The following is a 24,347-nucleotide window of genomic DNA, read 5'->3' as shown; positions in this document are numbered from 1 at the left end:
AATCAAAGGAAATCCAGATGCAGCAACTGAACCCCACGGAAATCAGTGAAATCATCAAGCAGCGCATCGAGCGGCTCGATGTCAGCACGCAGGCACAGAACGAAGGCACGATCGTCAGCGTCTCCGACGGTATCGTCCGCATCCATGGCCTCGGCGAGGTGATGTACGGCGAGATGATCGAATTCCAGGGTGGCGTCTACGGCATGGCGCTGAACCTCGAGCGCGATTCGGTGGGTGCAGTGGTCCTCGGCGAGTACAAGGGTCTGGAAGAAGGCCAGACCTGTCGCTGCACTGGCCGGGTGCTCGAAGTGCCGATCGGCCCGGAGCTCGAGGGTCGCGTGGTCGACGCGCTCGGCAACCCGATCGACGGCAAGGGCCCGATCAATGCGAAGCTGTTCGACCCGATCGAGAAGGTCGCTCCCGGCGTGATCACGCGCCAGTCGGTATCGCAGCCGGTGCAGACCGGACTCAAGGCGCTCGACTCGATGGTGCCGGTGGGCCGTGGCCAGCGCGAGCTGATCATCGGTGACCGCCAGATCGGCAAGACCGCGATCGCGATCGACACGATCATCAACCAGAAAGGCACCGGCGTTAAGTGCATCTACGTGGCCATCGGCCAGAAGCAGTCCTCGATCGCCGCCGTGGTGCGCAAGCTCGAGGAGCACGGCGCGCTGGCGCACACCGTCGTCGTCGTCGCGAGCGCGTCGAATCCGGCCTCGATGCAGTACATCGCACCGTTTGCCGGCTGCACGATGGGCGAGTATTACCGCGATCGCGGTCAGGATGCGCTGATCATCTACGACGACCTGACCAAGCAGGCGTGGGCGTACCGCCAGATCTCGTTGCTGCTGCGTCGTCCGCCGGGCCGCGAGGCGTATCCGGGTGACGTGTTCTACCTGCACTCGCGTCTGCTCGAGCGTGCCGCACGCGTGAACACCGACTACGTCGAGAAGTTCACGAACGGCGAGGTCAAGGGCAAGACCGGTTCGCTGACCGCGCTGCCGATCATCGAAACGCAGGCTGGCGACGTGTCGGCGTTCGTACCGACCAACGTGATTTCGATCACCGACGGCCAGATCTTCCTCGAAAGCAGCCTGTTCAACGCCGGTGTGCGTCCTGCGATGAACGCGGGTCTTTCGGTATCGCGGGTCGGCGGCTCGGCGCAGACCACGATCATCAAGAAGCTCGGTGGCGGTATCCGTCTTGCGCTCGCGCAGTACCGCGAGCTGGCTGCGTTCGCGCAGTTTGCCTCCGACCTGGACGAAGCGACCCGTGCCCAGCTCGAGCACGGACAGCGCGTGACCGAGCTGATGAAGCAGAAGCAGTACTCGCCGCTCTCGGTGGCGCAGATGGCGGTGTCGCTGTTTGCCGCGAACGAAGGCTATCTGAAGAACATCGAGATCAAGAAAGTACTCGACTTCGAGGCCGCGCTGCATTCGTTCATGGCGAGCGAATACGGTGCCCTGATGAACTCGATCAACAGCACCGGCGACTACAGCCAGGACACCGCCAAAGCCCTGAAAGAGGCGCTGGACAAATTCGTCGCCACCCAGGCCTGGTAAGCAACCCGAGGGCAGCACATGGCAGGCGCAAAGGAAATCCGCACCAAGATCGCCAGCGTGGCCAGCACGCAGAAGATCACGAAGGCGATGGAAATGGTGGCGGCCAGCAAGATGCGCAAGGCGCAGGATCGCATGGCACGCGGCAAGCCGTACGCCGGGCGTATCCGTGCGGTCGTGGGGCACATTGCGAATGCGACGCCGGAGTATCACCACCTCTATATACAGGAGCGCGAGGTACGCCGGGTCGGCTTCATCGTCGTCTCGAGCGACCGCGGGCTCTGCGGCGGACTGAACATCAACCTGTTCAAGACCGTATTGCGGGCAATGAAGGAGTGGCACGACAAGGCCATCGAAATCGACCTGTGCGTGATCGGTGGCAAGGGCGCCAGCTTCTTCGGCAGCATGGGTGGGCGCATCATCGCGGCGATGCGCGGCCTCGGTGACGAGCCTGCGCCCACGGATCTGGTCGGCGGCGTGAAGGTGATGCTCGACGCCTACGCCGAGCAGAAGATCGATCGCCTTTATCTCGCCAGCAACGAATTCGTCAACACGATGACGCAGGTGCCAACGGTCGCGCAGATCCTGCCGCTCGAGGCATCCGAAGACCAGGCACTCAAGCATCACTGGGATTATCTGTACGAGCCGGACGCAAAGGAGCTGCTCGACGGGCTGTTCACGCGCTATATCGAATCCCAGGTCTACCAGGCTGTGGTCGAGAATCTCGCCTGCGAGCAGGCCGCACGCATGGTCGCGATGAAGAACGCTACGGAAAACGCCGGACAACTGATCTCCGATCTGCAGCTCGTCTACAACAAGGCGCGCCAGGCGGCGATCACGCAGGAACTCGCCGAGATCGTCGGCGGCGCTGCAGCGGTTTCCTGAGACGGGGCACCGATACGACGCGAAGGATTGGCAGATACCTCGGATGCGCCCCGGCGGCGCAATCACAAGACTGATGAGGAACATGAGATGAGCAGTGGAAAGATCGTACAGGTCATCGGCGCCGTGATCGACGTCGAGTTCCCCCGCAACGCCGTACCGGCCGTGTACGACGCGCTCACGGTGGCGAACCGCGACCTGGTGCTGGAAGTGCAGCAGCAGCTCGGTGACGGCGTCGTGCGCACGATCGCCATGGGCTCCACCGAAGGCGTGCGCCGCGGGCTCGACGTCAGCAACACCGGCGGTGCACTGAAGGTGCCGGTCGGCAAGGAAACGCTGGGCCGCATCATGGACGTGCTCGGTCGCCCGATCGACGAGAAGGGTCCGATCGGCGAGCAGGCGCGCATGCCCATCCACCGCGCTGCGCCGACCTACGCCGAGCAGTCACAGGCGGTCGAACTGCTGGAGACGGGCATCAAGGTCATCGACCTGATCATGCCGATCTCCAAGGGTGGCAAGATCGGTCTGTTCGGTGGCGCCGGTGTGGGCAAGACCGTGACGCTGATGGAGCTGATCCGCAATATTGCGATCGAGCACTCGGGTTACTCGGTGTTCGCCGGTGTGGGCGAGCGTACCCGCGAGGGCAACGACTTCTACCATGAAATGAAGGAGTCGAACGTTCTGGACAAGGTGGCGCTGGTGTATGGCCAGATGAACGAACCACCGGGCAACCGTCTGCGCGTGGCGCTGACCGGCCTCACGATGGCCGAAGCGTTCCGCGACGAAGGCCGCGACGTCCTGATGTTCGTTGACAACATCTACCGCTACACGCTGGCCGGCACCGAGGTATCCGCGCTGCTCGGCCGCATGCCGTCGGCGGTGGGTTACCAGCCCACGCTGGCCGAGGAAATGGGCGTGCTGCAGGAGCGCATCACCTCGACCAAGACCGGATCGATCACCTCGTTCCAGGCGGTCTACGTTCCGGCCGACGACCTCACCGACCCCTCGCCCGCGACCACCTTCGCGCACCTCGACGCAACGCTGGTGTTGTCGCGTCAGATCGCCGAGCTCGGTATCTACCCTGCCGTCGATCCGCTCGACTCGACCTCGCGCCTGCTCGACCCGCTCGTGATCGGCGAAGAGCACTACTCGGTCGCACGCGGCGTGCAGTCGGTACTGCAGCGCTACAAGGAACTGAAGGACATCATCGCCATCCTCGGCATGGACGAACTCTCGGAAGACGACAAGCAGGTCGTGTCACGCGCGCGCAAGATGCAGCGCTTCCTGTCGCAACCGTTCTTCGTCGCCGAAGTGTTCACCGGCAGCCCCGGCAAGTACGTGTCGCTGAAGGATACGATCGCCAGCTTCAAGGGTATCCTGAACGGCGAGTATGACCACCTGCCGGAGCAGGCGTTCTACATGGTCGGCAGCATCGAGGAAGCGATCGAGAAGGCGCAGAAGCTCTGATCGAATCAGGGACCGGGAGCACCAGACATGGTAATGACGGTACATTGCGACATCGTGAGTGCGGAAAAGGCGATCTTTTCCGGGCTCGTCGAGCTCGTCGTCGCCCACGGTGCGCTGGGTGACCTGGGGATTGCGCCAGGTCATGCACCCCTGCTGAGCGAACTGAAACCCGGACCGGTGCGCGTGATCACGCAAGCCGGCGAGGAACAGATCTACTACGTCTCGGGCGGCTTTCTGGAAGTGCTGCCGAGCACGGTGACGATCCTTGCCGACACGGCGGTGCGCGCGAACGACATCGACGAGGCGGCAGCGATCGAGGCACAGAAAGTCGCCGAAGCCGCACTCGCGAACCAGCAGGGTGAGTTCGACTACGGCCGTGCGGCGGCCCAGCTTGCCGAGGCCGTGGCCCAGTTGCGCACCCTCCAGGGAATGCGCAAGAAGATGGGTCGCGGTTGACGCCGTTGACGCCCGTGTGGCGTCTCGTAGCCGCCATCACAAGGTAAATTCGTCACGGTCTGCTACGCTCTTGTGGTCTGCAACGGCCCGCATCGGTCGGGCTGGTGTGCCTCGCTGGAGTGAATCGTGGATCTCGATATTGTCATCCTTGCCGCGGGTCAGGGCACCCGCATGGTCAGCGACCTGCCGAAGGTCCTGCACCCTCTCGCCGGCCAGCCGCTGTTGCGGCATGTGATCGATTCGGCGCTGGCCCTCGTGCCGCGCAGCCTGAACGTCGTGATCGGGCACGGTGCCGAGCGGGTGCGTGCATCACTGGGCGACGTATCGGCGAACTGGGTAGTGCAGCAAGCACAACTCGGTACCGGTCATGCGGTTCAGCAGGCGCTGCCGCTGCTTGCGCGTGATGGAACCACCCTGATCCTCTACGGTGACGTGCCGCTGGTGCGTGAGTCCACGCTGCGCGAACTGGTCGCGATCGCGAACGAGGGGACGCTGGCCCTGCTGACCGTCGAGCTCGATGATCCCAGCGGCTACGGACGGATCCTGCGCGATGCCGACGGGCGCGTTGCGGCGATCGTCGAGCACAAGGACGCCACGGTCGCCCAGCACGCCGTGCGGGAAGTGAATACCGGCATCATGGCGTTGCCGAACGCGCGGCTGCATCACTGGTTGCCCGCACTCGGCAACGACAACGCGCAGGGTGAGTACTACCTGACCGACGTCATCGCGATGGCCGCGCGTTCGGGCGTTGGTGTGCGTCCGCTCACCGCGAGCGACGAGCAGGAGGTCGCGGGCGTGAACAACCGCGAACAGCTCGCCGTGCTCGAGCGAGCCTGGCAGGCGCGCAAGGCGCGCGAACTGCTGCTGGCCGGCGTCACGCTGCGTGATCCGGCACGGTTCGATCTGCGCGGGCGTCTGCACCACGGGCGCGACGTCACGATCGACATCAACGTGATCATCGAAGGCGAGGTCGAACTCGGTGACTACGTCAGCATCGGCGCGAACTGTGTGCTGCGCAACAGCCGCATCGGAACCGGCTCGACGGTGCATCCGAACTCGCTGCTCGAGAACGCCGAGGTCGACGCCGGCTGCAGCGTTGGCCCCTTTGCGCGCCTGCGCCCGGGCACACGCATGGCCGAGGGTGCACGTGTAGGCAATTTCGTTGAAACCAAGCAGGCGACCATCGGCCCGCACAGCAAGATCAATCATCTGAGTTACGTAGGCGACGCCGAACTCGGCCAGCACGTGAATGTCGGCGCCGGCACCATCACCTGCAACTACGACGGCGTGAACAAGTACCGCACCACGATCGGCGACGGCGCATTCATCGGTTCGAACACGTCGCTGGTTGCTCCAGTCGAGGTGGGGCGCAACGCGACCGTTGGTGCGGGGTCAGTGCTCACTTCGGCGGTACCGGATGAAACGCTGGCGGTCGCGCGTGGGCGCCAGCGCAATATTGTCGGCTGGAAACGCCCGGCCAAAACCTGACGTACACCTCGAGAACAGGAAAGGACCATGTGCGGAATCGTCGGAGCCGTCGCCCAGCGACCTGTAGCCGAAATCCTGATCGAGGGGCTGCGGCGCCTCGAATACCGCGGTTACGACTCGGCCGGGGTTGCACTGCTCGATGCGAGCGGTCGTATCGATTGCGTGAAGCGTACCGGCAAGGTCGCCGCGCTCAGCGACAGCGTGGACCGTGCCGCGCTCGATGGCACGACCGGGATCGCCCATACGCGCTGGGCCACGCACGGGCGTCCGAGCGAAGCCAACGCGCACCCGCACGCCAGCAACGGTCGGCTTGCGCTGGTGCACAACGGCATCATCGAGAACCACAACGAGCTGCGTGAACGGTTGCAGGCGGCGGGCTACGAATTCGTCTCGGAGACGGATACCGAAGTGATCGTGCACCTGATCGATCACCTGCGTGCGCAGCGGGGCTTGTCCCTGCTCGACGCGGTGCGCAGTGCCGTTGGTGAGTTGCGGGGTGCCTTCGCGATCGCGGTGATCGCGAGCGACGAGCCGCATCGCCTGGTGGCTGCGCGCCAGGGCAGTCCGCTGGTGATCGGTATCGGTATCGGTGAACATTTCGTGGCCTCGGACCAGATCGCGCTGCGCCAGGTCACCGATCGCGTGATTTTCCTGCAGGAAGGCGATATCGCCGACGTGACCACGCTCGGCGTGCGCGTGTTCGATGCCGCGGGGCGCGACACGCACCGCCCGGTGGAACGCCTGGGCGACGCGGCCGATCATGCCGACAAGGGGCCATTCCGCCACTTCATGCTGAAGGAGATCCACGAGCAGCCGCGTGCCATCGCCAACACCTTGCGCGGGCGCATCGGCAGCGACCATGTCTACGAACAGGCCTTCGGTGTCGCGGCCGACGAGGTTTTCGCGAACGTCGCCGCGGTACAGATCGTCGCCTGCGGTACCAGCTACCATTCCGGGCTGGTCGCGCGTTACTGGATCGAGGAGTACGCAGGTATTCCGTGCGCGGTCGAGATCGCGAGCGAGTTCCGCTACCGCAAGCTCGTGGTGGCGAAGGACACGCTGTTCGTGACCATCTCGCAATCGGGTGAGACAGCGGACACGCTTGCGGCGCTGCGTCTTGCACACACCCTCGGCTACCGCTCCACGCTGGCGATCTGCAACGCGCCACAATCGTCGCTGGTGCGCGAATCGCATCTGGCGATCATGACCGAAGCCGGCCCCGAGATTGGCGTCGCCTCGACCAAGGCTTTCACGACGCAACTGGTGGCGCTGATGCTGTTGACCACGGTGCTGGCGAAACGTGCCGGCGCCGACACGGCGCAGGAGCGCACCATCGTCGAAGCGATGCACGCCCTGCCGGCACTGGTGGAGCAGGTGCTGGGTCTGGATGCGCGCATCCGCGCCGTCGCCGAGGACTTCATCGAGAAGGATCACGCGCTGTTTCTGGGGCGTGGCGTGCAGTATCCGGTTGCAATGGAAGGCGCGCTGAAGCTCAAGGAAATCTCGTATATCCACGCCGAAGCCTACGCCGCGGGCGAACTGAAGCACGGGCCGTTGGCACTGGTCGACGAACAGATGCCGGTGGTCACGGTTGCACCGAACAACGAGTTGCTGGAAAAGCTGCGCTCCAACCTGGCCGAGGTGCAGGCGCGCGGCGGGCGGCTGTACGTGTTCGCCGACGAACAAGCCGGCTTCACCGACAGCCCGACGATGACCGTCGTCCAGATGCCGCACGTATCGAAGATCCTCGAACCCGTGGTCTACACCGTGCCGCTGCAACTGCTCTCGTACCACGTGGCGATAATGAAGGGTACCGATGTCGACCAGCCGCGCAATCTCGCGAAATCGGTCACCGTGGAGTAGCGCGCCAGCGAGTGATCCGGTCCGGCCGAGGTGAATTGTACCGACCGGCACTGCGTGCCCGGTCCGCTGCTTATAATTCGCCGCCTACCCTGCCCGATCGCGTCCGATGCCCGATACCCTGAACGCGCAGTGCCACTGCATCTCGCTCGATGTCGCGATGCTGGAGCGACATTTTCGCGAGGCCTTGCTGCGTGAAGGCAGTTTGCCGCAATACCTGATCGGCCGCGAACACCTGTTCGCCCCCTACCCCGTGTTTGCGAATGCCGCGCAGTGGCACGCAATGCGCGCGACCGTCGACGCAGCGCACGAGGTGATGGCGCTGCCTGCCTTCCAGGAAGTCGCGCTCGCGGACAGCCCTTGGCCGGACCAGCACACCCTGAGTGCGATGATGGCGTTCGACTTCCATCCCGAGCCCGACGGGGCGAAGCTGATCGAAATCAACACCAATGCGGGCGGAGCCTATCTGGCGGCGCTGCTTGCCGACAGCCAGCGCGACGCCTGCGCGGAAATGGGGCGGGCACTCGCGATGCCGACCAGCGGGCGCGATGCGCCGGCGCAATGGCTTGAGGATTTCTGCAACGAATGGCGACTGGCGCGCGGTGAGCGCGCGTTGCGCCGGGTGCGCATCGTCGACGATCGTCCGGTCGAGCAGTTCCTGTACCCGGAGTTCCTGCTGTTTCGTGCGTTGTTCCGTCGTGCCGGGATCGACTGCGAGATCGTCGCTCCGGAGGAACTCGTGTTCGTCGACGGTGAGCTGCGTCACGGCGCGCAGGCGGTCGATCTGGTCTACAACCGCTGCACCGACTTCACGCTGCGGGAACCAGCGCACGCGTCGCTGCGGGCAGCGTATCTGGCCGACGCCGTCGTGCTGACCCCCTCGCCGCGCCACCACGCGCTCTACGCCGACAAGCGCGGGCTGGTGCTGCTGTCCGATGCGGTCTGGCTGGAGCACATCGGCGTTCCTGCTGGCACGCGACGCGTGCTCGGCGCGCACGTGCCGCCGGCACGGATCGTGACGGCCGCCGACGCAAACGTGCTGTGGAACGCGCGCAGACACTATTTCTTCAAGCCCTTCGCGGGCTACGCGAGCCGCGGTGCGTATCGGGGCGAACGCCTGACCAAGCGCGTGTGGGCCGAGATCGTCGCCTCCGGCGAGTACATCGCGCAGGCGTACACGCCGCCGCCGACGCGCCGCGCCACCCCGGCAAGTGATGCTCCGGCGCTGAAGTTCGACCTGCGCTGTGTCAGCTATGGGGCACAGGTACGCCTGCTCAGTGCGCGGCTCTACCAGGGCCAGACGACCAACCTGCGCACGATCTCCGGCGGCCTGGCGTCGGTGTTCGTGCTCGGGGACGGCGTGGCCGTGCCGCGCGTCGTGCCTCAGTCGGCGGCGGTGTCAGGTTCCTCGCCGAACCACACCACGGCATAGTGGCGTCCGATCGCTGCACCCATCGCCTGCCACGGGTGTTGCGCCCACTGCTGCGTGTTCAGCAACATCGCCAGATGCGCGGGGCTTTCCTGCCAGATCAGCAGTGCACGCGCCGGCGTGATCGGGTCGCTGTAATGCGCGACGATCTCGTAACCAGGCGAGCTGTAGCGCCCGCCCGTGATCTCCCTGGGCTTGTTCCACATGCATGCTGCCCTGGCATGATCGGGCGTGTAGCAGCACCCTGACCAGTTGCCCGCATTGCTCCACGAATGCATATTGCACTGCGCGTCGCGCCGGTGGCGCTGCTCGAGGTCATCGAGGTGCGCGCGAGCCACCGCCATCAGCGACGCCGACACGGTGATTCGCGGGAGTCGGCGGGCGACGCGATAGGTGTTGATGCTGTCAGCGAAGCGCCGTTGTTCGTCAGCGCTCGCCGGCCGGGTGGAGCGTGCTTCCGGTGCCGGCGCGCCCGCACAGGCGGCGAGCAACGACGCTGCGACTACGGCAGTGATCAGGCTGCGGACGGCAAATACGGGCATGGCTCTGTGGACACTTGCATTCAGCTTCGGTCCTGCTCACTCTAGCGCGGGCCGAGCTCATCAGGGAGACACACTGTTGCGATCCGCTGCCCGGAAACTGCCCTTTGTGATGCTGCTCGCAATGCTGAGCGCCTGCGGACGCGAGACACCGGCGCAATTTCCAGCCGGCGCCGAAGCCGGCTGGCCGACCTACGGCGGCGCACCCGGCGGTGGCCATTATTCTGCAGCGACCCAGATCACGCGCGACAACGTGCATCTGCTGCGCCAGGCATGGGTCTATCGCAGCGGCGACGTACGCCAGGCGCGGGCTCCGGATCTTGCAGCCGGCGACAGGGGTGCCAGGGCGAGCAGTTGGCAGCTCACGCCGATTCTGGTTGGTGACACGCTGTATGGTTGCACGGCCTTCAACAAGGTGTTTGCGCTCGATCCGGCGACCGGCGTGGAAAAATGGCGTTACGACCCGGGCGTCGATGTCGATCGTGAAGTGCTGGTGAACTGCCGCGGCGTCGCGAGCTGGCAGGATCCCGAGCCACGTGGTGCCGCCTGCGAGCACCGTATCCTGATGGGCACCCTCGATAGTCGCCTGATCGCACTCGATGCGCGCGACGGCAAACCCTGCCGCGATTTCGGCGAGGAAGGCCAGGTCGATCTGCGCGCCGGGCTCGGTGCGCTCGAGGAATACGAATACTCGGTCACTTCGCCGCCGGCCGTGATCGGCGACCGGGTGATCACCGGTGCGTTCGTGCTCGATCGTACCCACAACCACATGCCGAGTGGCGTGGTGCGTGCCTTCGATGTACGCAGCGGCCGGCTGCTGTGGTACTGGGACGGCATTCCCCCGGGCGAAAGCCACACACGCGACGACTCGGGCCAGCCCCTGTACCGGCGCGGTACGCCGAATGTGTGGTCGATCATTTCGGTCGATGCCGAGCGCGACCTGGTGTTCCTCCCGACCGGCAACACCTCGACCGACTTCTATGGCGGTCTGCGCAACGGCAGCGACCACTACTCGAGTTCGGTGGTTGCCCTGCGTGGTACGAGCGGCGAGCTGGTGTGGCACTTCCAGGCGGTACACCACGACATCTGGGATTTCGACACGCCGGCGCAGCCGACGCTGTTCGATCTGCGCCGTGACGGCAGGAGCATCCCTGCGCTCGCGCAGCCGACCAAGATGGGCCACCTGTTCATATTGAATCGCGAAACCGGTGAACCACTGTTCCCGGTCGAGGAGCGGCCGGTGCCGCAGAACTGGGAGGTGCCCGGGGAATACCTGGCACCTACCCAGCCGTTTCCGGTCAAGCCCGCACCGCTGCACCCGCACCGTCTGGACGCCGACGATGCCTGGGGCTTCACGTTCTGGGATCGTGGCGCGTGCCAGCGCAAGATCCGCAGTCTGCGCAACGAAGGGATGTTCACCCCGCCCTCGCTGGCCGGAACGCTGTTCTACCCGAGCGATATGGGCGGCAACAACTGGGGCACACCGGCGATCGATCCCGGGCGCGGACTGCTGATCCTGAACACGCTGTTCATGCCTGCCGAGTTGAAGTTGATACCGCGCGACCAGTGCGAGGCAGCAGGCAAGGAGTCGCTGGTGGCCCCGCAGCTCGAAACCCCGTACTGCCTGCGCATCGAACCGCTGCTGTCACCGCTCGGTGTGCCGTGCAACGCACCGCCGTGGGGAACGCTGAGTGCGATCGATCTGGCGAGTGGGGACAAGCGCTGGGAAGTGCCGCTGGGAACGCTCGAGCACCTGGCGCCATGGCCGTTTTCACGCCTGCGCGGAGCGCCGAACATCGGCGGGCCCAGCGTGACGGCCAGCGGGCTCACTTTCATCGCCGCTACCCCCGACCGCCACCTGCGCGCCTTCGACAGCGAAACCGGCGAGGAGCTGTGGAAGGGAGAATTGCCCGCCGGAGGACACGCCACACCGATGATCTACCGCCGTGCGGGCGACGGCCGCCAGTTCGTCGTGATCGCTGCGGCCGGGCATTTCGGTTTTCCGGAGCAGGCGCACAGTGATCAGCTGATCGCCTTTGCGTTGCCCGAGTCGCCGCAGCGTGATCCGCGCTAACATGCCGGCAGCAGGAGTATCGCGGAGAGAGAGTGCACATGCCGTCCACCACCCATGAAAAGCTGCGCGGCCTGGTATTTCCCTGGGGAGCCAAGGCTGCGCCGACCGAGCCGCTGCAGGTCGCCGATGGCGTGTGGTGGCTGCGCTTCCCGATGCCGGGTGCGCTCGATCACATCAATCTGTGGCTGCTCGAGGACGGTGATGGCTGGACGCTCGTCGATACCTGTCTCGACGTGCCCGAAGCGCGTGCGCGCTGGGAGGGACTGTTCTCGGGGTTCATGGGCGGCAAGCCGCTGCGCCGTGTGATCTGCACCCACCTGCATCCTGATCACATCGGTCTGGCCGGCTGGCTGACGCGCCGCTTCGACTGCGATCTGTGGGTCTCGCGTGAAGAGTTCCTGATGTGTCACACGCTGGCCGACTACACCGGCCAGCCGGCGCCGGACGTTGCGATCCGCTTCTACCGCGCCGCCGGCTACGACGAGCAGATGCTCGATACCTACCGCAGCCGTTTCGGCAGCTTCGGCAGCCGCATTTCCGCACTGCCCGACAGCTTCCGGCGGCTGGTCGACGGCGAAACCATCGAGATCGGCGATCGCTACTGGCAGGTCATCGTCGGCAGTGGCCACTCGCCGGAGCACGTCTCGCTGTACTGCCCGGGGCTGAAGCTGCTGATCTCGGGCGACCAGGTGCTGCCGCGGATCACACCGAACGTGAGCGTGTTTCCCACCGAACCGAAGGGTGATCCGCTGAAGGAATGGCTGAACTCCTGCGAGAGTATCCGCGCCCGCCTCCCCGATACCGTGCTGGTACTGCCGGGGCATCTGGCGCCTTTTCTCGGTCTGCACGTGCGCCTGACGCAGATCATCGAGTCGCACGAGCGCGCGTTGGTCACCCTGTTCGACGCCTTGGCAGAACCCAGGCGTGCCGTCGATTGCGCCCGCGTGATGTTCAGGCGCGAACTGACGAACGAAATACTGGTGATGGCAACCGGCGAGACACTCGCGCACCTGAACTGTCTGGTCGGGCGGCGCATGGTACGCCGGGAACGCGATGCAGATGGCGTCGACTGGTACACGCAGAAGCCGGATACGGTCGACTTTACGATGTGACACGACGAGGAAAGCAATCATGATCAGTTACGTGACCCTGGGAACCAACGATCTCGCGCGCGCGACGGCGTTCTATGACGCCCTGCTCGGCGAGATGGGCGCCACACGCACGATGCAGATGGATCGCATGGTGATCTGGTCTACGCAGATGGGCGCGCCGATGCTGGCAGTCTGCACGCCGTACGACGGCAAGGCGGCGACGGTGGGTAACGGCACCATGGTGGCGCTGGCCGCGCGTGATCGCGAGACGGCGGCGCGGGTGCATGCAAAGGCGCTCGAGCTCGGCGGCAGTGACGAGGGAGCACCCGGACCGCGTGGCGACGGCTTCTACGGTGGTTATTTCCGCGACATCGACGGCAACAAGCTGGTCGCCTGCGTCTTCGGCTGATCACGACCCGAGCGTCGCCCAGGAGGCCCCGCGATGGAAATGCTGCTGTCCGGCCTGTTGCTGCTGCTCGGCAGCCACTCGGTGCGCCTCTTCGCCGACGGCTGGCGTGCACGGATGCTGGCCCGCCTCGGCCCGAACGGCTGGAAGGCGCTTTATTCGCTGGTCTCGCTGGCCGGTCTGGTGCTGGTCGTGACCGGTTACGCGGCGGCGCGCCAGACGAGCCCCTTGCTGTACGCGCCACCGGTCTGGACTGGCCCGGCGGCAACGCTGCTGATGTTGCCGGCGCTTGCCGTCGCAGCTGCCGCCTTCGTGCCCGGCACCCGCATCAAGGCGGCGATAGGTCATCCGCTGGTCGCGGCAACCAAGCTCTGGGCTGCCGGGCACCTGCTGGCGAACGGGCGACTCGTCGACGTGGTGCTGTTCGGTGCGATCCTGCTCTGGGCCGGATTCGATTTCAGCTCGTTGCGCCGGCGTGATCGCGCCAGCGGCACCCGCTACCCTGCGGGCCCGCTGTGGCGCGATGGTGTGGCGGTGGCGCTCGGGGCGGCGCTGTGGGTCGTGATGCTCGGCAGTGCTCACGGCTGGCTGACCGGCGTCGATCTGCTGGCGAAGTAGCCCCCTCGCGAAGTAGCCCCGCTCGCAAAAGGTCGGGGTCAGCTGCGCGTGGCGCGGACCCATTCCAGGAAGCGCTCTACGCCGTCGATCGCGTGTTCGGTGCGTGGCGAGTGCATGATCTCGAAGGCGTGTTCGGCGCCAGGCAGTTCGACATAGGCCACCGGGTTCTTCGATACCTCGCGCAGGCGCCTTACGAACAGCCGTGCATCGATGACCGGTGCGAGACTGTCGCAGGAACCGTGCAGCACCATGAACGGCGGTGCGTCCGCGTGGACCTGGCTCACCGGCGATGCGAGCTCCCAGCGTTCACGGTTCTCCGTGGCCGAGGCGTGCAGTACGCGTTCCCCGAGGAATGTGAAGAACTTGCGGGTGTCGGGGCGGGCTCCCGAGCGGTTCAGCATGTCGTAGACCCCGTAGAACGGCACGCAGGCCTGTACCGAGGTGTCGACGCCTTCGTGCCCCGGCTGCAATTCGGTCCGGTTGGCGGTCAGCCCCATCAGCGCGCACAGATGCCCGCCGGCTGAGCCGCCGGTCACCGCGACGAACGTGGGGTCCATGCCGTACTCGCGTCCGTGGGTGCGGATCCACGCCAGCGCTGCCTTGCAGTCGTGCAGGTGGGTCGGAAAGCCGACGCTGGGGCTCAAGCGGTAATTCGCTGCCACGCAGATCCAGCCGTTGCTGGCCAGCTTGTACATCAGCGGCAGGGCCTGGTCTTCCTTGTTGCCGATGATCCAGCCGCCACCGTGGATCTGCAGCACCACCGGACAGCCCTGCGGCGGAATCACCTTCGGGCGATAGATGTCGACCTGCTGACGGATGCCGCCGTCGGCGTAGGCGACGTTGCGGATGACCTCGACGTCCGGGCGCTTCATCGTGAACGGGTGGCGCCAGTCATTGAAGCTGACCCTGCTGCGCAGGCGGGACGCGGCAGCAGGGGGAATCTGCCCCGGATAATCGGTGCCGAGCGCGTTCGCCAGCGCCGCCTCGACGATACGCCCGCTGCCGAGACCGAGCCACAGACTGTGCAGCAACCCCGGCCAGGACAGCAGCAGCACGACCAGGGCAATCCAGCCGAGCGTCGAGCCGAGCGCCCCACCGGCGACGAACAGCAACGCCAGCATGATCTGCAGCGGCAGCCAGATCCAGGCGAGTTCGGTTGCCAGCAACGCGAATCCGAACACGAACCAGGGCAGGGCGTTATCCGGAAACGTGCGTGGCACGAATACGGTGAGCATCGAGATCACGTTGAACAGCGCAAGCAGCGCGAGCAGGGTATCCATCATCAGGTTCCGCAGCGGTTGAGGTGGGAAGAGTTGATCGAAGGCGCGTACCGATCATAGCAGACGCATGCGCCGCGACCGGTCGCACCCCGTTGCTTCAGTTTCTGGAGCGTTCGACGCGGCGCCGGTAGCGATCGCGTTCGCTGTCGCTCATGTCGCGCCAGCGCTGGCGCAGCTCCCGGCGTTGCTCCGGGCTCATGCGATGGTAGCGATCCTCGGCATCGCGCAGACGTTGCTGCTGCTCGCGCGGCAGTTCGCGAAAACGCTGCTCGCGTTGCTCGATGCGCTCGCGCTCCCTGGAGTCCTGCGCTGCGCGTTCGCCGTGACGTGGTCCGGCCAATGCGCTCGAGCACGCCAGCAGTGCCAGCGTGACGGCAGCGAGCAGCGGACGGATGGAACGCCGGTCAGTCATGGGCCCCCATTTCCGATTCTGCCAGCCACAGGTAGAAGTCGAGATTCTCGTAAAACACCGTGTCGTCAGGCAACCCTGCGCCGCGCTGCGGCAACGGCTGCTGCATCGACGGCAGCAACACGGCCACCGCCAGTACCGTCGCAAGCACCGCACCGCCGAGGGCCGGTGCGTGCAGGCGCCACCACGGCAGGTGCGCTGCCGCCAGTGCCCGTCGGCGCGCGACGCCGATACGCTCGAGCAGTCCCGCGTCCAGCCGGTTTTCCTGTCGGCGCAGGATCTCGCGCCACCCGCCTTCCACTCCGTTCATCCGTGGTGCTCCTCGAGTTGCTCCTGCAGGGCGTGCAACGCCCGCGAATAATGTGTCTTTACACTGCCTTCGCTGCAACCCATCGCTGCGGCTGTCTCCGCTGTCGACAGTCCATCCCAGCAACGCAGCATGAACGCTTCGCGCTGGCGTGCCGGCAGGGCTGCCACTGCTTCCATCAGCGCGCCCGCCGCTTCTTCACCGCCGATCAGCCGTACCGGATCGGTGACGGCAGGGTCGGCGATCTGCGCCAACGGCTCATCCGCATCGTCGTCGTCCCGGTGGCGCTCCATCCAGCCGAACAGGCGCGCACGAATCGTGCGTCGGCGCCGCGTGTCGGTGATGCGGTTGTGGAGCATGCGATAGAACAGCGGCCGCCACTCAGCGGGCGGTCGGCCGGCATAACGCTGCACCAGCCGCAACATCGTGTCCTGCAGTGCATCGAGCGCATCGTCCTCGTTGCCCAGCGCCAGGCGGGCCATCAGAAAACCACGACGCTCGATCGAGCGCAGGAACGTCGCCAGGTCGCTCACGGTTCCCGTCTCGTCGTCGGCGCTGCCGTCCTCACTCTGGCGCATCGCTTTCCTGCAGCAAGGCAACGCGCGTCGGCACCGCGTTCGAATCGTTAACGAGAACGTGCAGCGCCGGGATCGGTTGACGCCGGCCGCACCGTGCTGCCGAGGTTACACCAGCCTGCGCCCGCCTGTGCAGCGGAATCGTTCGTACAGAGGGTGTCGCAAACGGCGCTCGACGTTGACATGGCGTGCGCGTGACGGTGCCTTCGCAGCCCTTTTGCAACACCCGCTGTAATGCGCCAGTAATGCAGCAGCGCGGCGATCGGGTCGGCGCAGCCCTATACTCCGGCGCACATCGAACGGAGCCGGTACACGGCGGAGCAAGCGGATGACGTGGGACAAAGAAGTCGACTGGCTGGTCGTCGGTTCCGGGGCGGCCGGAATGACGGCCGCGCTGCGGGCGGTCGATCTGGGCGCGCGCGTCCTGGTGGTCGAGAAATCGTCGCGCTTCGGCGGCTCCACCGCGATGTCAGGCGGTGCGATCTGGGTGCCTGCGAACGCCGGCATGGCCGGGTTCGGGGTCCCGGATTCGCACGCCGAGGGATTGCGTTATCTGGAACACATCACCGCCGGTCGTGTGCCGACGGCACGACTCGCCGCCTATGTAGACGCGGCATCGCGCATGGTCGAGTACCTGGCGATCCACAGCCACGTCGTGTTCGAGGCGGTACCGACCTACTGTGATTACTACGCCGAGGCGCCGGGCGGCAAGCCCGGAGCGCGCACCATCGAGCCGACGGAATTCGATGCCCTGCGTCTCGGACCCGAGCGCACGCAGCAGCGCCTCGGTTTCGAGCATCGCCGTCCGTTGCCGTTCCTGAGCATGAAAGCCGCCGAGATTCCGACGATGCTGGGTGGCGGACTGCCACGTCTGCTGCTGGTCGCCCGGCATGCCGCCGCCTATTACCTGAACCTGCGCGCTCGCCTCAGCGGTGCCGGCAACACGTCGTACACGCTCGGCGCCGCGCTGGTCGCGCGCCTGCGCCTCTCGTTGCTGGATCGTCAGGTGCCACTGTGGCTGGACTCGCCGCTGCGCGAGCTGGTGTGCGAAAACGGGGTCGTCGCCGGTGCCCTGATCGACCACGCTGGACGCAGCGTGCGCGTACGGGCTCGGCAAGGCGTACTGCTTGCTGCCGGTGGATTCGAGAAGAACGCAGCGATGCGCCAGCGCTACCAGCAGATGCCGATCGGTGCCGATTGGGCGGCGGGGTGTCCGAGCAACGAGGGTGATGCGATCCGGATTGCCGAGGCGGCCGGCGCGGCGCTCGATCTGATGGACCAGGCATGGTGGTGTCCGGTGTTCATGGTCGAGGGCGAAGCGACTCCGCGCGTGATCGTGATGGAAAAGGGTTTGCCGGGTTCGATCGTCGTCGATGCCGCGGGCCGACGTTTCGTCAATGAGTCCTCGCCGTACAACGACTTCGTCAAGGGCATGTACACCGCACACCACAGCGGAGCCGCAGCGATTCCGGCACACCTGGTCTTCGATGCCACCTTTCGCCACCGCTACCCGGTCGGGCCGCTGCGCCCGGGTTCGATCCAGCCCGACGCGGCGCTGTCGGCGTCCATCCGCGACGGCTTTCTGGCCCGCGCCGATTCGTTGCCGGAGCTTGCGCGTGCGATTGGAATCGACCCCGAAGGCCTCACGGCCAGCGTCGCGCGCTTCAACGGCTTTGCGCGCAGTGGTCGCGACGAGGACTTCGGGCGCGGTGAGACGCTTTCCGATCGCTACTACAGCGATCCGGCAGTGGGGCCGAACCCCTGTCTTGCGCCGCTCGAGCGCCCGCCGTTCTACGCGGTCAAGGTGTACCCCGGAGACCTGGGAACCAAGGGCGGGATCGTTACCGATTCCCATGCGCGGGCGCTCGATGCCTCGGGACGGGCGATTCCGGGGCTGTACGCGGCAGGCAACAGTTCGGCGTCGGTGATGGGCGAAACCTACCCGGGCGCCGGCGGCACCATCGGCCCCGCGATGGTGTTCGGCTTCCTCGCTGCGGAGCACGCCTGCACACCGCAGGCGTAGCTCCCGACCGGATCCGGCGGCTTCAGCGGTCCTGCCAGCGCGGTGACCGCTTTTCGAGGAAGGCCTGTACGCCTTCCAGCGTATCGGCGCTGCCGGCGACTTCCTTCACCAGTGTGCGCTCGAGTGCGAGTGCCTCGTCGAGTGGCAGCGATCCGCCCTCGCGTACGGCGTGCAGGATGGCGCGCTGCGGCACCAGGCTGTGACGGGTAATCATCGCGGCAAATTCCGTCGCGACCGCGACCACGTCATCGCTGTCCTCGCATACCCGGTTCACCAGTCCGATCGTGCCAGCGGTTGCACCGTCCACGGGTTCGCCGCCGAGCATCATCTCCAGCGCCCGGTTCTCACCGATCAGCCGCGGCAGCAGTTGCGTACCTCCATAAGCCGGCAGCAGCCCCAGCTTGATCTCGGGCAGACCCAGTTTCGCGCCTCGGCGTGCCACGCGGAACGTGCATGCGAGGGCAAGTTCGAGGCCACCGCCGAGCGCGAGGCCGTTGATCGCGGTGATGACCGGCTTTGGAAATCCGCGCAGACGGGCGATCAGCGTGTGGACGCGCCGGATGCGCACCTGCGGGTCGGCGTGCGCTTCGCTCAGATCACTCCCGGCGCAGAACGCGCGCCCGGCGCCGGTGAGGACCAGCGCGCGACTGTCGCTGTCGTGCTCCGCGTCCAGAGCTGCCTCCAGCCGCTCGAGCATCGGATTGCTGATGGTGTTCAGCAGTTGCGGCCGATTCAGGGTGAGCACGGTGCACGCGCCGCGTCGTTCGCTCAGTACCACGTCCATCGTCGGATCTCCTCCTTTTTTGGATCAGCCGTCCGGCTGCGAGCTGTTGCCTTCGGTCGCGGGTGGGCGTTGCGTCCCACTCAGCCGGCATTTGCACGTTCCTCGAGTTCGCTCCAGCGCACGAAAGCCGCTTCGAGCTCCTCGCCGATCGCTGCTGCGCGCAGCGATGCGGCGTGCAGTTCGTTTGCCGGCGCGTTCGCCATGCTGGCCAGCAGCCCGGCCTGTTCCTGTTCCAGCGCCTCGATTCGCACCGGCAGTTCCGCGAGTTCGCGCTGCTCGCGAAAACCGAGCTTGCGGGTGCTTGCCTGCGGCCGTTCGGTGGTACGCACAGGTGTCGCGGTCGTTGTACGCTCGAGGCTTGCAGTCTCCTTCTGTGGACGTTGCAGCAGCCAGTCGCTGTAGCCGCCCGCGTACTCCTGCCAGCGCCCATCGCCCTCCGCGACCAGCGTCTGTGTAACCACGTTGTCCAGAAACACGCGGTCGTGTGTTACCAGCAGCAGCGTGCCGTCGTAACCCTGCAGCGTCGTCTCCAGCAGCTCCAGTGACTCGATGTCCAGGTCGTTGGTCGGCTCGTCCAGGACCAGCAGATTGGCGGGTCGTGCGAACAGGCGAGCGAGCAGCAGCCGGTTACGCTCACCGCCCGACAGCGTGCCGACCGGTGAGTTCGCACGCTGGGAAGGAAAGAGGAAATCAGCCAGATAGCTGATCACATGGCGGCGTTGGCCACCGGTCTCGACCCACTCCGAACCGGGGCTGATCGTCTCGATCAGCGTCTTGCGCGCATCGAGCTGTGCGCGCATCTGGTCGAAATAGGCCACCTCGAGGCCACTGCCGAGCCGCACCGTTCCCGCATCGGGCGCGAGCTGCCCGAGGATCAGGCGAATCAGCGTGCTCTTGCCGGCACCGTTCGGGCCGATCAGGCCTATGCGGTCCCCGCGCAGCAGGCGCAGCGACAGGTCGCGCACCACATAACGCCCGCCGAACTGTTTGTCGACCCGCTCGAGTTCGGCAACCAGCTTGCCGGAGCGCGCGCCGGCATCGAGGTGCAGGCGTACCTTGCCGATGCGCTCGCGGCGCTCGGCACGCTCGGCGCGCAGCCGTTCCAGTCGTCGCACGCGGCCTTCGTCGCGGGTGCGTCGGGCCTTGATTCCCTGGCGGATCCACACTTCTTCCTGCGCCCAGAATGCGTCGAACTTGCGTGCGGCAACCTGTTCGGCGGCAAGCTGTTCCGCCTTGCGCGACTCGTAGGTAGCGAAATTGCCCGGGTACGAGCGCAGCAGCCCGCGGTCGAGCTCGACGATCCGGGTCGCGAAGCGGTCCAGAAAGGCGCGATCGTGCGTGATCACGATCGCCGCCGATACGCGCAGCAACAGTTCCTCGAGCAGCGTGATGCCGTCGATGTCGAGATGGTTGGTGGGTTCGTCGAGCAGCAGCAGATCCGGCGCGAGCGCGAGCGCGAGTGCCAGCGCTGCGCGCTTGCGCTCGCCACCCGAGAGCCGCTGCGTGCCGCCTTCGGCGTCGAGTCCGAAGCGCTGCAGGAACTCCCGCAGCCGTGCTTCGAAGCGCCAGTGCTCGCTGTCGTCGAATCCGACCTGTTCCGCGGCGCGTGCGAGCAGGCTGGCGAGCAGGGTCGGGCCAGGTGCGAGTTCCGGCTCCTGCTCGACCAGGATCACCCGCAGCCCGTCGGCGACGCGCGCCACGCCGTCGTCGAGCGCGACCCGGCCTGCGATCACGCCGAGCAGCGAAGACTTGCCGGTGCCGTTGCGTCCGATCAGCCCGATGCGTTCCCCGCGCGTTACCGCAAGCGTGGCCTCATCGAGCAGGGGGTGAAGCCCGTAGGCCAGCCCGGCCCGCTCGATGCTGAGCAATGTACTCATCGTGGTCGTGCGGCCTCGCGCCTCATTCGACGGTGATCGTGATCCGTTCCGATGCAACCGGGGGTTGGAGCGGGGCGTGCTGATAGTCACCGAGCAGCAACTGCAGCGTGTGTCGACCCGGTGGGAGTTCCAGCGTCGCTTCGGTCTGCCCGCCGCCGAAATGGCGGTGCTGCGCGTCGGCAGGGATCGGCTGGTCGAGCGGCGGCAGAGCGTCCACGTCGATCAGCAGATGATGATGTCCGGTATCCGGTCGCTCTACCCCGGCCGGTGCCACTCCCAGGCCGTGCAGGCCGAAACGCACGGTCACCGGGTTTTTCACCGTGGCGCCATCGGTCGGTTCGATGAAGTAGACGCGGGCACCTTCCGGAGCCGGCGTGCCGGCATGGGTGGTGCCGACGGCGGCCAGTGCAAGGGCCACCGCACAGAGAAGGCGGCTTGGGTGGTTCATCATGGTTCTCCTTGTGCTATGCCGGGGGTACGTGTCATGGCGTGACTGCGCCGATATGCGCGGGTCGCCAGCATAACAAAAGCAGCGTTCGACCCGGACCGAACCGCATGGCGGCAACGGCGTGGTCGTCAACCGGGTAGAATCACCCCATGCACCCGGAAGACATCCTCGACGGACTCAATCCCTCCCAGCGTGAGGCGGTTACTGCTGCCGCCGATGCGAATCTGCTGGTCCTCGCCGGCGCCGGCAGCGGCAAGACGCGCGTGCTGGTGCACCGTATTGCGTGGCTGATCTACCACGAAGGCTTCTCCGCGTACGGGTTGATGGCGGTGACGTTCACGAACAAGGCCGCGCGCGAGATGCGGGCACGGATCGAGGAGATGACGGCGCTTTCGACCCGTGGCATGTGGGTTGGCACCTTCCACGGCCTGGCGCACCGCTTCCTGAAGGCGCACTGGAACGAGGCCGGCCTGCCGCAGAATTTCCAGATTCTCGACGCCGACGATCAGTTGCGCGTGGTGAAGCGTGCCTACCGGGATCTCGGGATCGATGAGGATCGTTATCCGCCGCGCCAGGCACAGGGCTGGATCAACACGCACAAGGACGAGGGGCGACGCGCGGCGCACATCGACGACTACGGCTCCGATCGCTTCCACACGACGATGTTGACCGTCTACCGTACTTACGAAACCGCCTGCGCGCGCGGCGGGTTGGTCGATTTTGCCGAGTTGCTGTTGCGTTCGCACGAATTGTGGCTGAAGGACGAGGCCCTGCTCCATCATTATCGCGAGCGCTTCCGTCATATCCTGGTCGACGAGTTCCAGGACACCAACACGATCCAGTACGCGTGGTTGCGCGTGCTGGCCGGGGAGAGCGCACGCCTTACCGTGGTCGGCGACGACGACCAGTCGATCTACGGCTGGCGGGGCGCGAAAATCGAGAACATCCACCGTTTCGAGCGGGACTTCCCCGGCACACACATCGTGCGCCTGGAGCAGAACTACCGCTCGACCGGCGTGATTCTCGACGCTGCCAACGCCGTGATCGCACACAACCGTGGCCGTTTCGGCAAGCAGTTGTGGACGAGTGGGGAGAAAGGCTCGCCGATCACGCTGTACGCAGCGTTCAACGAACAGGACGAGGCTCGCTTCATCGTCGACCGCATCCGTGACTGGCTCGCCAACGGGCACGCGCGCGCCGACGTCGCGGTGCTCTATCGTTCGAACGCCCAGTCGCGGGTGCTGGAAGAGGCGTTGTTGCGCAGCGCGATTCCGTATCGCGTCTACGGCGGCCAGCGCTTCTACGAGCGGCTCGAGATCCGCAACGCCCTCGCCTACCTGCGTCTGCTCGGCAATCGCGACGACGACGCGGCGTTCGAGCGGGTCGTGAACACGCCGCCACGCGGCATCGGTACCGCAACGCTCGATCTGCTGCGTGAGCGTGCGCGCAGCGCAGGGATATCGTTGTGGCGCGCGGCGTCTGCAGTCCTGTCGCATCTCCCGGCGCGCGCGCGCAACGCGCTGGCTGTTTTCATCGAATTGATCGAGCGCCTCGCCGAAGAGACCCGCGAGCTGGAACTCGCACCTCTGATCGATCATGTGCTCGGTGCGAGTGGGCTGCTCGATTTCCACCGCAACGAAAAGGGTGAGCGTGGCCTGACGCGCGCGGAGAACCTCGACGAGCTGGTCAGCGCGTGTCGGCAGTTCGTCCCCGACGATCCGCGCGGCAACGTGCTGCAGCAGTTTCTGGACAGTGCTTCACTCGATGCCGGCGAGGCGCAGGCCGACGACCACGAGGACAGCGTGCAACTGATGACGCTGCATGCAGCGAAAGGGCTGGAGTTCCCGCTGGTGTTCATCGGCGGGCTGGAGGAGAACCTGTTCCCGCACCGCATGTCGATCGACGAACCGGGCCGACTCGAAGAGGAGCGCCGGCTGGCGTACGTCGGCATCACGCGTGCAATGCAGTTGTTGTACCTGAGCTACGCCGAGTCGCGTCGCCTGCACGGCATGGAGACCCGCAATACGCCGTCGCGTTTCCTGCGCGAAATCCCGCCGGAGTTGCTGCACGAAGTGCGTCCGCGCGTGACCTTGACGCGTCCGGTGGCTGCCCCCGGCGGTTTCGCAGCGGGTGTGACACGTCGCAGTGAACCCGCCCCGGGTGGCTTGCGGCTGGGCCAGAGTGTGCGCCACCCGACCTTCGGCGAGGGGGTGGTGATCGACTTCGAGGGTCAGGGTGCGAGCGCCCGCGTCAGCGTCAATTTTCGCAGTGCGGGTGCCAAATGGCTGGTGCTGTCCTACGCCAGGCTCGAACCGTTCGGCTGAACGTTCACCTGGTCGGCACCGGCGCCGGCAGCGCCCGCGTGCGTCCCTCCTCGTCGATCGCGACGAACACGAAGGTGCCTTCGGTCACCTTGTGGACGATCGGCGCTGCTCCCGTGGCAGTGGTCAGCCGCGACCATACTTCGACCTGCACCTGGATCGAGCTGCGGCCCACCGCCATCACCTGTGTGTAGCAACTCACGAGTGCGCCGACCTTGACCGGTACCATGAAACTCATGCGATCGATCGCGACGGTGGCGACCCGCCCGGCAGCGATCTTCGCAGCCGCAACCGAACCGGCGAGGTCCATCTGCGACAGCAGCCAGCCGCCGAAGATGTCACCGCTGGCATTGGTGTCCTTCGGCATGGCAATGGTCTGCAAGGCAAGTTCGCCGCCGGGGCCCGGAGAGTCGTCGCAGTGTGACATCGTTCAGGATTCCTGTTTCTCGAGAAG

At 65.9% G+C, this 24,347-nt stretch carries 22 protein-coding genes; 13 read left to right on the top strand and 9 right to left on the bottom strand.

Annotated features, from left to right (window positions below):
• Positions 1 to 17: 17 nt before the first annotated feature.
• The 7 genes from H7A12_09950 to H7A12_09920 all read left to right on the top strand — a co-directional run bounded on the left by H7A12_09950 (position 18) and on the right by H7A12_09920 (position 9,144).
• Complete coding sequence (locus H7A12_09950) at positions 18 to 1,562, top strand: F0F1 ATP synthase subunit alpha (protein ID MCP5321131.1); 1,545 nt, start codon at positions 18 to 20, stop codon at positions 1,560 to 1,562.
• A gap of 18 nt (positions 1,563 to 1,580) precedes the next feature.
• Positions 1,581 to 2,444: a F0F1 ATP synthase subunit gamma gene (gene atpG, locus H7A12_09945; protein ID MCP5321130.1), complete on the top strand. Its 864-nt coding sequence runs from the start codon at positions 1,581 to 1,583 to the stop codon at positions 2,442 to 2,444.
• A gap of 87 nt (positions 2,445 to 2,531) precedes the next feature.
• The gene (gene atpD / locus H7A12_09940; GenBank protein ID MCP5321129.1) at positions 2,532 to 3,908 is read left to right on the top strand and encodes a F0F1 ATP synthase subunit beta; all 1,377 of its coding nucleotides are present in this window, start codon (positions 2,532 to 2,534) and stop codon (positions 3,906 to 3,908) included.
• Positions 3,909 to 3,935: 27 nt separating this feature from the next.
• Positions 3,936 to 4,364, top strand: coding sequence for a F0F1 ATP synthase subunit epsilon (locus tag H7A12_09935; protein MCP5321128.1), 429 nt, complete (start codon positions 3,936 to 3,938; stop codon positions 4,362 to 4,364).
• A 126-nt stretch (positions 4,365 to 4,490) separates the two neighbouring features.
• Positions 4,491 to 5,852, top strand: coding sequence for a bifunctional UDP-N-acetylglucosamine diphosphorylase/glucosamine-1-phosphate N-acetyltransferase GlmU (glmU, locus tag H7A12_09930; GenBank protein MCP5321127.1), 1,362 nt, complete (start codon positions 4,491 to 4,493; stop codon positions 5,850 to 5,852).
• Positions 5,853 to 5,879: 27 nt separating this feature from the next.
• Complete coding sequence (gene glmS, locus H7A12_09925) at positions 5,880 to 7,715, top strand: glutamine--fructose-6-phosphate transaminase (isomerizing) (protein MCP5321126.1); 1,836 nt, start codon at positions 5,880 to 5,882, stop codon at positions 7,713 to 7,715.
• Between the two features lie 106 nt (positions 7,716 to 7,821).
• On the top strand, positions 7,822 to 9,144 hold the full coding sequence (locus H7A12_09920; protein MCP5321125.1) for a hypothetical protein: 1,323 nt from the start codon (positions 7,822 to 7,824) through the stop codon (positions 9,142 to 9,144).
• Here the strand turns inward: H7A12_09920 and H7A12_09915 are convergent.
• On the bottom strand, positions 9,096 to 9,683 hold the full coding sequence (locus H7A12_09915; GenBank protein MCP5321124.1) for a CAP domain-containing protein: 588 nt from the start codon (positions 9,681 to 9,683) through the stop codon (positions 9,096 to 9,098). The two genes, H7A12_09920 and H7A12_09915, sit on opposite strands and share 49 nt — an antisense overlap.
• Before the next feature lie 109 nt (positions 9,684 to 9,792).
• Between H7A12_09915 and H7A12_09910 the strand changes: the two genes are divergently transcribed.
• From H7A12_09910 to H7A12_09895, 4 genes are read left to right on the top strand one after another with little or no spacing between them, the layout of a single operon-like run.
• On the top strand, positions 9,793 to 11,754 hold the full coding sequence (locus tag H7A12_09910) for a pyrroloquinoline quinone-dependent dehydrogenase (GenBank protein MCP5321123.1): 1,962 nt from the start codon (positions 9,793 to 9,795) through the stop codon (positions 11,752 to 11,754).
• A 38-nt stretch (positions 11,755 to 11,792) separates the two neighbouring features.
• Positions 11,793 to 12,866 (top strand): MBL fold metallo-hydrolase, encoded by a 1,074-nt coding sequence (locus tag H7A12_09905; protein ID MCP5321122.1) that lies wholly within the window; start codon positions 11,793 to 11,795, stop codon positions 12,864 to 12,866.
• A gap of 19 nt (positions 12,867 to 12,885) precedes the next feature.
• Positions 12,886 to 13,254: a VOC family protein gene (locus H7A12_09900; GenBank protein ID MCP5321121.1), complete on the top strand. Its 369-nt coding sequence runs from the start codon at positions 12,886 to 12,888 to the stop codon at positions 13,252 to 13,254.
• A 33-nt stretch (positions 13,255 to 13,287) separates the two neighbouring features.
• Positions 13,288 to 13,869: an NnrU family protein gene (locus tag H7A12_09895; GenBank protein ID MCP5321120.1), complete on the top strand. Its 582-nt coding sequence runs from the start codon at positions 13,288 to 13,290 to the stop codon at positions 13,867 to 13,869.
• Between the two features lie 38 nt (positions 13,870 to 13,907).
• Here the strand turns inward: H7A12_09895 and H7A12_09890 are convergent, their stop codons facing one another.
• The 4 genes from H7A12_09890 to H7A12_09875 all read right to left on the bottom strand — a co-directional run bounded on the left by H7A12_09890 (position 13,908) and on the right by H7A12_09875 (position 16,443).
• On the bottom strand, positions 13,908 to 15,149 hold the full coding sequence (locus H7A12_09890; protein MCP5321119.1) for an alpha/beta hydrolase: 1,242 nt from the start codon (positions 15,147 to 15,149) through the stop codon (positions 13,908 to 13,910).
• A 97-nt stretch (positions 15,150 to 15,246) separates the two neighbouring features.
• Positions 15,247 to 15,561, bottom strand: a complete 315-nt coding sequence (locus H7A12_09885; protein MCP5321118.1) for a DUF3106 domain-containing protein — start codon at positions 15,559 to 15,561, stop codon at positions 15,247 to 15,249.
• Positions 15,554 to 15,868 (bottom strand): hypothetical protein, encoded by a 315-nt coding sequence (locus H7A12_09880; protein MCP5321117.1) that lies wholly within the window; start codon positions 15,866 to 15,868, stop codon positions 15,554 to 15,556. Before H7A12_09880 ends, H7A12_09885 begins: the two co-directional genes overlap by 8 nt.
• On the bottom strand, positions 15,865 to 16,443 hold the full coding sequence (locus H7A12_09875) for an RNA polymerase sigma factor (GenBank protein ID MCP5321116.1): 579 nt from the start codon (positions 16,441 to 16,443) through the stop codon (positions 15,865 to 15,867). The genes H7A12_09880 and H7A12_09875 overlap by 4 nt, the downstream gene beginning before the upstream one ends.
• A gap of 325 nt (positions 16,444 to 16,768) precedes the next feature.
• Here H7A12_09875 and H7A12_09870 point away from each other — a divergent pair, with 325 nt between their 5' ends.
• Positions 16,769 to 18,463: an FAD-binding protein gene (locus H7A12_09870; GenBank protein ID MCP5321115.1), complete on the top strand. Its 1,695-nt coding sequence runs from the start codon at positions 16,769 to 16,771 to the stop codon at positions 18,461 to 18,463.
• Positions 18,464 to 18,485: 22 nt separating this feature from the next.
• On the opposite strand, the gene H7A12_09865 is transcribed toward H7A12_09870, so the two are convergent.
• The 3 genes from H7A12_09865 to H7A12_09855 all read right to left on the bottom strand — a co-directional run bounded on the left by H7A12_09865 (position 18,486) and on the right by H7A12_09855 (position 21,572).
• Positions 18,486 to 19,247 carry an enoyl-CoA hydratase/isomerase family protein gene (locus H7A12_09865; protein ID MCP5321114.1) on the bottom strand — a complete coding sequence of 254 codons (762 nt, stop codon included), beginning with the start codon at positions 19,245 to 19,247 and terminating at the stop codon, positions 18,486 to 18,488.
• Between the two features lie 80 nt (positions 19,248 to 19,327).
• Complete coding sequence (locus H7A12_09860) at positions 19,328 to 21,124, bottom strand: ATP-binding cassette domain-containing protein (GenBank protein MCP5321113.1); 1,797 nt, start codon at positions 21,122 to 21,124, stop codon at positions 19,328 to 19,330.
• Positions 21,125 to 21,146: 22 nt separating this feature from the next.
• Positions 21,147 to 21,572 carry a DUF4399 domain-containing protein gene (locus tag H7A12_09855; GenBank protein ID MCP5321112.1) on the bottom strand — a complete coding sequence of 142 codons (426 nt, stop codon included), beginning with the start codon at positions 21,570 to 21,572 and terminating at the stop codon, positions 21,147 to 21,149.
• A 149-nt stretch (positions 21,573 to 21,721) separates the two neighbouring features.
• On the opposite strand from H7A12_09855, the gene uvrD reads away from it, so the two are divergent.
• Positions 21,722 to 23,896, top strand: coding sequence for a DNA helicase II (uvrD, locus tag H7A12_09850; GenBank protein MCP5321111.1), 2,175 nt, complete (start codon positions 21,722 to 21,724; stop codon positions 23,894 to 23,896).
• Positions 23,897 to 23,900: 4 nt separating this feature from the next.
• Here the strand turns inward: uvrD and H7A12_09845 are convergent, their stop codons facing one another.
• Complete coding sequence (locus H7A12_09845) at positions 23,901 to 24,320, bottom strand: acyl-CoA thioesterase (GenBank protein MCP5321110.1); 420 nt, start codon at positions 24,318 to 24,320, stop codon at positions 23,901 to 23,903.
• Between the last annotated feature and the right edge of the window lie 27 nt (positions 24,321 to 24,347).

Source organism: Pseudomonadales bacterium (assembly GCA_024234165.1).
Classification (GTDB): domain Bacteria; phylum Pseudomonadota; class Gammaproteobacteria; order Pseudomonadales; family UBA5518; genus UBA5518.
Note: the sequence above shows the minus strand (reverse complement) of the source record. Positions and strands in the feature narration are given on the sequence as shown.

Excerpts from the sequence above, each read along its gene's own strand:
- H7A12_09950 (MCP5321131.1), top strand. The coding sequence starts at position 18 with ATGCAGCAACTGAACCCCACGGAAATCAGTGAAATCATCAAGCAGCGC.
- atpG (MCP5321130.1), top strand. The coding sequence starts at position 1,581 with ATGGCAGGCGCAAAGGAAATCCGCACCAAGATCGCCAGCGTGGCCAGC.
- atpD (MCP5321129.1), top strand. The coding sequence starts at position 2,532 with ATGAGCAGTGGAAAGATCGTACAGGTCATCGGCGCCGTGATCGACGTC.
- H7A12_09935 (MCP5321128.1), top strand. The coding sequence starts at position 3,936 with ATGGTAATGACGGTACATTGCGACATCGTGAGTGCGGAAAAGGCGATC.
- glmS (MCP5321126.1), top strand. The coding sequence starts at position 5,880 with ATGTGCGGAATCGTCGGAGCCGTCGCCCAGCGACCTGTAGCCGAAATC.
- H7A12_09920 (MCP5321125.1), top strand. The coding sequence starts at position 7,822 with ATGCCCGATACCCTGAACGCGCAGTGCCACTGCATCTCGCTCGATGTC.
- H7A12_09915 (MCP5321124.1), bottom strand. The coding sequence starts at position 9,683 with ATGCCCGTATTTGCCGTCCGCAGCCTGATCACTGCCGTAGTCGCAGCG.
- H7A12_09910 (MCP5321123.1), top strand. The coding sequence starts at position 9,793 with ATGCTGCTCGCAATGCTGAGCGCCTGCGGACGCGAGACACCGGCGCAA.
- H7A12_09905 (MCP5321122.1), top strand. The coding sequence starts at position 11,793 with ATGCCGTCCACCACCCATGAAAAGCTGCGCGGCCTGGTATTTCCCTGG.
- H7A12_09900 (MCP5321121.1), top strand. The coding sequence starts at position 12,886 with ATGATCAGTTACGTGACCCTGGGAACCAACGATCTCGCGCGCGCGACG.
- H7A12_09895 (MCP5321120.1), top strand. The coding sequence starts at position 13,288 with ATGGAAATGCTGCTGTCCGGCCTGTTGCTGCTGCTCGGCAGCCACTCG.
- H7A12_09890 (MCP5321119.1), bottom strand. The coding sequence starts at position 15,149 with ATGGATACCCTGCTCGCGCTGCTTGCGCTGTTCAACGTGATCTCGATG.
- H7A12_09885 (MCP5321118.1), bottom strand. The coding sequence starts at position 15,561 with ATGACTGACCGGCGTTCCATCCGTCCGCTGCTCGCTGCCGTCACGCTG.
- H7A12_09880 (MCP5321117.1), bottom strand. The coding sequence starts at position 15,868 with ATGAACGGAGTGGAAGGCGGGTGGCGCGAGATCCTGCGCCGACAGGAA.
- H7A12_09875 (MCP5321116.1), bottom strand. The coding sequence starts at position 16,443 with ATGCGCCAGAGTGAGGACGGCAGCGCCGACGACGAGACGGGAACCGTG.
- H7A12_09870 (MCP5321115.1), top strand. The coding sequence starts at position 16,769 with ATGACGTGGGACAAAGAAGTCGACTGGCTGGTCGTCGGTTCCGGGGCG.
- H7A12_09865 (MCP5321114.1), bottom strand. The coding sequence starts at position 19,247 with ATGGACGTGGTACTGAGCGAACGACGCGGCGCGTGCACCGTGCTCACC.
- H7A12_09860 (MCP5321113.1), bottom strand. The coding sequence starts at position 21,124 with ATGAGTACATTGCTCAGCATCGAGCGGGCCGGGCTGGCCTACGGGCTT.
- H7A12_09855 (MCP5321112.1), bottom strand. The coding sequence starts at position 21,572 with ATGAACCACCCAAGCCGCCTTCTCTGTGCGGTGGCCCTTGCACTGGCC.
- uvrD (MCP5321111.1), top strand. The coding sequence starts at position 21,722 with ATGCACCCGGAAGACATCCTCGACGGACTCAATCCCTCCCAGCGTGAG.
- H7A12_09845 (MCP5321110.1), bottom strand. The coding sequence starts at position 24,320 with ATGTCACACTGCGACGACTCTCCGGGCCCCGGCGGCGAACTTGCCTTG.